Consider the following 6,206-nt stretch of genomic DNA (forward strand, 5'->3'; position numbering starts at 1 on the left):
TGAATGCGGCGGGGGAGTATCCGGTGACGTTGTATACGGTGGATTCGGATGGGAACCGGTCGGAGGTTAGGGATTTGGTGGTTAGGGTGGAGGAGTAAGAAGATGAGATCATTATAAAAGAGGTTTACACTATTGTGATAGCGGGATATGTTGGTTTGACTTTTTGTAACGTTTCTTTCACAGTATCGTAAAGTAATTGCGGTAGATATAATATCGGAACAGATATAGGTTATGAGGTAACTAATGGTCGATATAGGCTTATCAAGGGATTAAGAAGCATCTGTAATAGCAGGTGTTTGTAAAGATAAGTTCAAAAAGATATAAGAGGGAGATTAGTTGTGATGATTATTACGAAGACACCGTTTAGAATGTCTTTCTTTGGTGGTGTAACAGACATGGAGAGTTTCTTTAAAAAGAATGGCGGAGCTGTTCTTTCTACAACTCTTGACAAGTACGCATATGTTACCGTACGCCACCTGCCGCGGTTCTTTGACTATTCTACAGATCTTACCTATTCCAGAATGGAGCATGTGAATAATATAGATGATATTCAGCATCCAGCTATTCGTAATGCCATGAAGATGCTTGATATGCATGAATTACGTTTAACATATGAAGCCGATCTTCCAGCTCGTTCTGGTTTGGGAACCAGTAGTTCTTTTGCTGTTGGGATGCTTAATGCTTTTTATGCACTAAAAGGAAAATATGCAGATAAGAAGAAACTCGCTGATGAAGCCATTTACCTAGAGCGTGTTCTTTGCGACGAAGCTGGTGGCTGGCAGGATCAGATCGCAGCATCTTTCGGAGGATTCAATAGAATCAACTTCAACGCAGATGGGTATGAAGTCCTTCCGGTCATCATCAGTCCAGAAAGAAAAAAGAGATTAAATAACAATCTGATGATGTTCTTTACCGGATTCACTCGCTTCTCTTCTGATGTTCAGAAAACAAACAATGTATTTGTGAAAGAGAAAGAAACACAGCTTAAAGAGATGCTGTCTCTCGTTGATGAAGCAGAAGCAGTGCTTGTTGATAAGGGAAAAGACCTTGATGATTTCGGTCGTCTACTTGATCATACATGGAAGTTAAAGAAACAGACAGGCTCATCTATCTCAAATGGAAGTATTGATGAGTGCTATCAGAAGGGAGTTGAAGCGGTGCTCTCGGTGGAAAACTTCTCAGGCTGGTGGTGGTGGATTCCTAGTATTTTACGTACAGCCAGAATATCAAGATTCTGTTATGGCTGCTATGCATAATCTGCTCTATGTACCATTTAAGTTCGAAAATGGTGGCACACGGGTAATTCATTATAGCCCTGAGGATTATATACCTAAAGTTGAAAAATAATGGAGGAAAAAATTTTGAAAATTGCAATTGTAGGTAGCTCTGGCTATATAGCTGGATTTTTACGACAACGACTTGAGAGTGATCCAGACATAGATCAGATTTTGAAAATTGCTCAAGATGATACAGCAGATGCAAAGATAAATCTTGCTGAGCCAGAAAATTTTGATTATAGCTGTCTGAATGGTATAGATTTTATTGTATTTACGGCGGCAATTTCAAGTCCCGATAAATGTGCTCAAGAATATGATTTCTGTTGGAATATCAATGTGACAGGAACATCTTATTTTATTTATGAAGCATTGAAAAGAAATTGCAAAGTCCTGTTTCTTTCAAGTGATGCGGTGTTTGGTGACATACAGGGTAAGATTTATGATGAAGGATCTTTAACGGATGCACAGACTTCATATGGGAAAATGAAAAAAGCAATTGAAGATGAGTTTAAGAATAATCCTCATTTTAAAGTAATAAGACTTTCCTATGTAGCATCTACAAAGGATAGGTTCATTAGTTATTGTTTAAAATGTATTGAGTCCGGCGATGAAGCAGATATTTTCCACCCATTCTATAGAAATGTTATTGTGGTCAGTGATGTTGTTGATGTGGTGCAATGGTTTGCAAAGCACTTTGATGAGTATAAACCATTTGTGTTGGACGTTGCTGGTAAAGAATTGGTAAGTAGAGTACGTATAGCAGATGAACTGAACAGATACTTTAACGGAAAGTTAAAATATTCCATTACATTACCTGAGGGTGATTTCTATAAGAATCGCCCTAAGACAACACAGATGAAAAGTTTATATATGCAAGAATATGGAATTCTTGAAGATAACACATTTACTGAAAAAATTCAAAAAGAACTTACAGTTTTAAATAAGTAAATCATATAAAGGGAGAAAATAAAAATGAGTATAAAAGCGTTAATTACTGGTGTTACAGGTATGGTTGGTTCCCATCTGACAGATTTCCTTCTAGAGAATACGGATTGGGATGTTTTTGGTGTTTGCAGATGGAGAAGTCCACTCGATAATGTTGAACATCTGCTGCCTAGAGTAAATGCTGGGGATAGAGTGTTCTTTGAATATGCAGATCTTAATGATGAAATATCATTGCTCAAAGTCATCCGTGATATTAAACCAGATTATGTGTTTCATCTTGCAGCCCAGAGTTATCCGCTTACAAGTTTTACAGCTCCGATTGATACTCTGAACACCAATATCATCGGAACATGTCGTCTTTTAGAGGCAATTCATCTTGAGATGGTAAAAGATACATCCTACAAGCCAGTCATTCATGTTTGTGCTTCCTCTGAGGTATTTGGAAAAATCGCAGCGAAAAAGATTCCAGAGGGGGGAATCAATGAGGAATGCCCATTTGATCCGGCATCACCTTATGCGATTTCTAAGGTGGGAACGGATCTCCTTGGCAGATACTATGCTGATGCCTATGGTATGACAGTTATGACAACTCGTATGTTTACACATACTGGACCTCGTCGTGGAGATGTGTTTCATGAGTCTACCTTTGCAAAGCAGATTGCTATGGCAGAAGCAGGTCTTGTTGCTCCGATTATCAAGGTCGGAAATCTTAAGTCTATGAGAACATATGCAGATGTACGTGATGCAGTAAGAGCTTATTTCATGCTGGTAATTGTAGATCCGATTCCAGGAGCGTATTACAACATCGGTGGAGCATACTCTTGTGAGGTTGGAGACACTTTGAACACATTAATTTCCTATTCCATAATTAAGGAACAAATTAGTATTGAGACTGATATCGAGAGACTTCGTCCGATTGATGCAGATCTTCAAATACCAGATTGTAGCAAATTTAAGGCACATACTGGCTGGGAACCGGAAATTTCATTTGAAAAGACAATGCATGACCTTCTTGATTATTGGAGAGAAAGGGTAGGCAAAGGACATCAGTTTCTTACACGATAATTTACAGGAGGATGCATTTGAGATGAAAGTTGTAATTATGGCCGGTGGAAAAGGAACTCGTATTTCCTCTGTGGCAAGTGACATTCCAAAGCCGATGCTCAAAATTGGTGGAGTTCCAGTATTAGAGAGAGAAATCCGATGCCTGAAAGAACAAGGTTTTGATGATTTTATTATTACGGTAAGTCATCTCGGTCACATCATCATGAATTATTTTGGTGATGGCTCAAACTTAGGCGTACATATTGAGTATTTCATAGAGAAGCGCCCCTTGGGTAATGCAGGTGCTCTTTTTCGATTAAAAGATAAGCTAAAAGAAGATTTTCTTCTTTTGAATGCAGACGCGATTTTTGATATTGACTTTAATCGTATGGTTGCATACCACAAAGAAAAGAGGGGGCTGGTAACGTTGTTCACTCATCCAAATAGCCATCCATATGACAGTGGACTGGTTATAGCCGACAAGGATGGAGTAGTAGAACAGTTGCTGACGAAAGAAGATGTGCGACCAGAGTATTACCAGAATAGGATAAATGCTGGTATTCATGTTATGTCACCAAATGTATTAGAGCAGGAGGACTATACTCTTCAAAATGATCTGGATTATCAGATCCTAAAGCCTCTCGCAGGAACTGGAAAGATGTTCTGTTATGACAGTTCAGAGTATGTGAAGGACATGGGAACCCCAGAACGGTATGAAGCAGTTTGCAAAGATTTTGCAGATGGAGTGGTTGCTGGAAAGAATCTTAAGAGAAAACAGAGAGCGATTTTCTTAGACCGTGATGGAACAATTAATAAAAATGTGGGATTTTTAAGGAAAATAGAGGATTTTGAACTGATAGATGGTGTTGCAAATGCAATCGGTAAGATTAATAGAAGTAGGTATTTAGCCATTGTTATTACCAATCAGCCGGTGATTGCAAGAGGTGAAGTTAGTTTTGAAGAATTACAGGAGATTCATAATAAAATGGAAACTCTGCTTGGATTAGAGGGGGTGTACCTTGATGGTATTTACTTCTGCCCTCATCATCCACGCAAAGGACATGTGGGTGAGGTTAAGGAATTAAAAATAGACTGTGACTGCAGAAAACCGAAGCCTGGAATGCTTATAAAAGCTGCGGAATGCTTAAACATTGACCTTAGTATTTCTTGGATGATTGGCGATAGTGAGAATGATGTTAAAGCAGGTCAAGCTGCAGGATGCAAGACAGCACTTATTGGAAATGATGAGTTCAGTCAGAACATAACAGGTAATAACTTACTTGGAATAATAAATGAAATATTGGGGGATTGAGTATGTATTAGAGAGTAAGTTGCAGAAACATGTGTAATTGTTAATTAAAAGATATCGAGTACTGAAGAGCGTAGAGTAGGATATTATTAATATGTAGTTTATCATGCAGGTGTTCTATGAGAATGGAGGAAAGCCTTTAAGTGCTGGTAATGATGGCTCAGCAGCAGGTTAAGAGTTTATTTCAGGAATGCTAATAAAGAGATTTTAGGTTTCACATCCAGTCAGTGCATAGTATGCAGACAGGTTAAAAATTATAGTTCCAGTAAGAGGGACTGTACTTGCTAAGGATCTCTAGCATGTGAACTGATTATAATATCGCCGGTCGCACTCTAGGCACTTACTTCTCCATACATAAATTATGTAGGTGGCTACAGCATATTCGCACAGCAGTATTTGGTTATGGTCGTGAAGAAGATGTGTTTCTTAGAATCTCTATATCTGATAATAGCAAGAATGTCATAAGCGTAATAGTCTGGGATAAAAAGCATTGGTTTCACCGGAGCAAAAGACGAAGAAATTGCAGGAGTTGTAGATGTTGATGTGAAAGCAGGGAAAACAGAAACATGTATGAACCAGGAAATTCAACTGCCGATATACCAATGTTTTTGCTTGATGCTTGAAGAGCATTTCTTTGGAAAATGAGGAGTTTAGATGACATGGGCTTAAATAGAATGCCATTCATGAATTCATATATAGACAATATCACAGAGCAAGAAGCAATTGCTTATATAGAGGATTGTATCAAGACAAGAAAAATTGGACATGTCATCACACCAAATGTTGATCAGATTATCCGTATAGAAAGAAATTCATATTTCAAAAAGATTTGTAATAATGCAGAACTTTTATTAACAGATGGAACGCCATTACTTTGGATCGCAAAACTTTATGGCAGACCAATTAAAGAAAAAATATGTGGCTCTGACTTAGTTTCAGATTTGTGTGGAGTTTCTGCAAAAAAAGGATATTCAGTTTTCTTGCTTGGAGCGGCAGAAGGTGTTGCTGTAAAAGCGGCAGAAAATTTGAAACGGAAATATCCTGGATTAAATATAGCTGGTACATACTCACCACCATTTGGATTTGAAAAAGATCAATATGAAATTGACAAAATAAATAAAATATTATTAGATTCAAAGGCGGATTTATTGTTCGTGGGAATGGGAGTACCAAAGCAGGATATTTTCATTTATGAGAATATGTACAAATATCAAATTCCAATGTCCTTTTCGATTGGTGCAACTATCGATTTCGAAGCAGGTGTACAGAAACGAGCACCGAAGTGGATTAATAAAATTGGAATGGAGTGGCTATACCGGCTTTGTAGTGAACCGAAGAGAATGTTTAAACGTTATATTATTGATGATCTTCAGATTGTTAGACTTGTATGGAAGTATAGGAAAGTGAAATGAATTTAATAGATCAGAATATATTGATTTTTTCGAGATCAACTCAGCACGGCGGAACAGAAAACCTTGTACTTCAATTATGCGATGTATTTAGAGGAAAAGTGAATAAGGTAATTGTTTGTGCCGCAAGTGGATTTAATTTAAAAAAAGTTGAAGAGCTAGACGCATTGTTTTACGAGATTCCAGATATAGAAAATAAAAATCCAGCTATCGTACTACAAG

Annotated in this window: 6 protein-coding genes; all 6 read left to right on the forward strand. The window is 37.7% G+C overall.

The window, feature by feature from the left end:
• Positions 1–341 precede the first annotated feature (341 nt).
• Positions 342–1,256 (forward strand): hypothetical protein, encoded by a 915-nt coding sequence (locus ACLUJM_RS12435; RefSeq protein ID WP_412412939.1) that lies wholly within the window; start codon positions 342–344, stop codon positions 1,254–1,256.
• Between the two features lie 105 nt (positions 1,257–1,361).
• Complete coding sequence (locus tag ACLUJM_RS12440; RefSeq protein WP_165868687.1) at positions 1,362–2,225, forward strand: sugar nucleotide-binding protein; 864 nt, start codon at positions 1,362–1,364, stop codon at positions 2,223–2,225.
• A 24-nt stretch (positions 2,226–2,249) separates the two neighbouring features.
• Positions 2,250–3,287: a GDP-mannose 4,6-dehydratase gene (locus ACLUJM_RS12445; RefSeq protein ID WP_120092679.1), complete on the forward strand. Its 1,038-nt coding sequence runs from the start codon at positions 2,250–2,252 to the stop codon at positions 3,285–3,287.
• A gap of 22 nt (positions 3,288–3,309) precedes the next feature.
• Positions 3,310–4,578 (forward strand): D-glycero-beta-D-manno-heptose 1,7-bisphosphate 7-phosphatase, encoded by a 1,269-nt coding sequence (gene gmhB, locus ACLUJM_RS12450; RefSeq protein WP_120092681.1) that lies wholly within the window; start codon positions 3,310–3,312, stop codon positions 4,576–4,578.
• A gap of 656 nt (positions 4,579–5,234) precedes the next feature.
• Positions 5,235–5,987 (forward strand): WecB/TagA/CpsF family glycosyltransferase, encoded by a 753-nt coding sequence (locus ACLUJM_RS12455; protein ID WP_278766993.1) that lies wholly within the window; start codon positions 5,235–5,237, stop codon positions 5,985–5,987.
• On the forward strand, positions 5,984–6,206 hold a 223-nt coding region (locus ACLUJM_RS12460; protein ID WP_412412940.1), incomplete at its 3' end, for a hypothetical protein. The genes ACLUJM_RS12455 and ACLUJM_RS12460, both read left to right, overlap by 4 nt.

It is taken from the genome of Finegoldia sp. (assembly GCF_046991905.1).
In the GTDB taxonomy this organism is placed as follows: Bacteria; Bacillota; Clostridia; order Tissierellales; family Peptoniphilaceae; genus Finegoldia.

Excerpts from the sequence above, each read along its gene's own strand:
- ACLUJM_RS12435 (WP_412412939.1), top strand. The coding sequence starts at position 342 with ATGATTATTACGAAGACACCGTTTAGAATGTCTTTCTTTGGTGGTGTA.
- ACLUJM_RS12445 (WP_120092679.1), top strand. The coding sequence starts at position 2,250 with ATGAGTATAAAAGCGTTAATTACTGGTGTTACAGGTATGGTTGGTTCC.
- gmhB (WP_120092681.1), top strand. The coding sequence starts at position 3,310 with ATGAAAGTTGTAATTATGGCCGGTGGAAAAGGAACTCGTATTTCCTCT.
- ACLUJM_RS12455 (WP_278766993.1), top strand. The coding sequence starts at position 5,235 with ATGGGCTTAAATAGAATGCCATTCATGAATTCATATATAGACAATATC.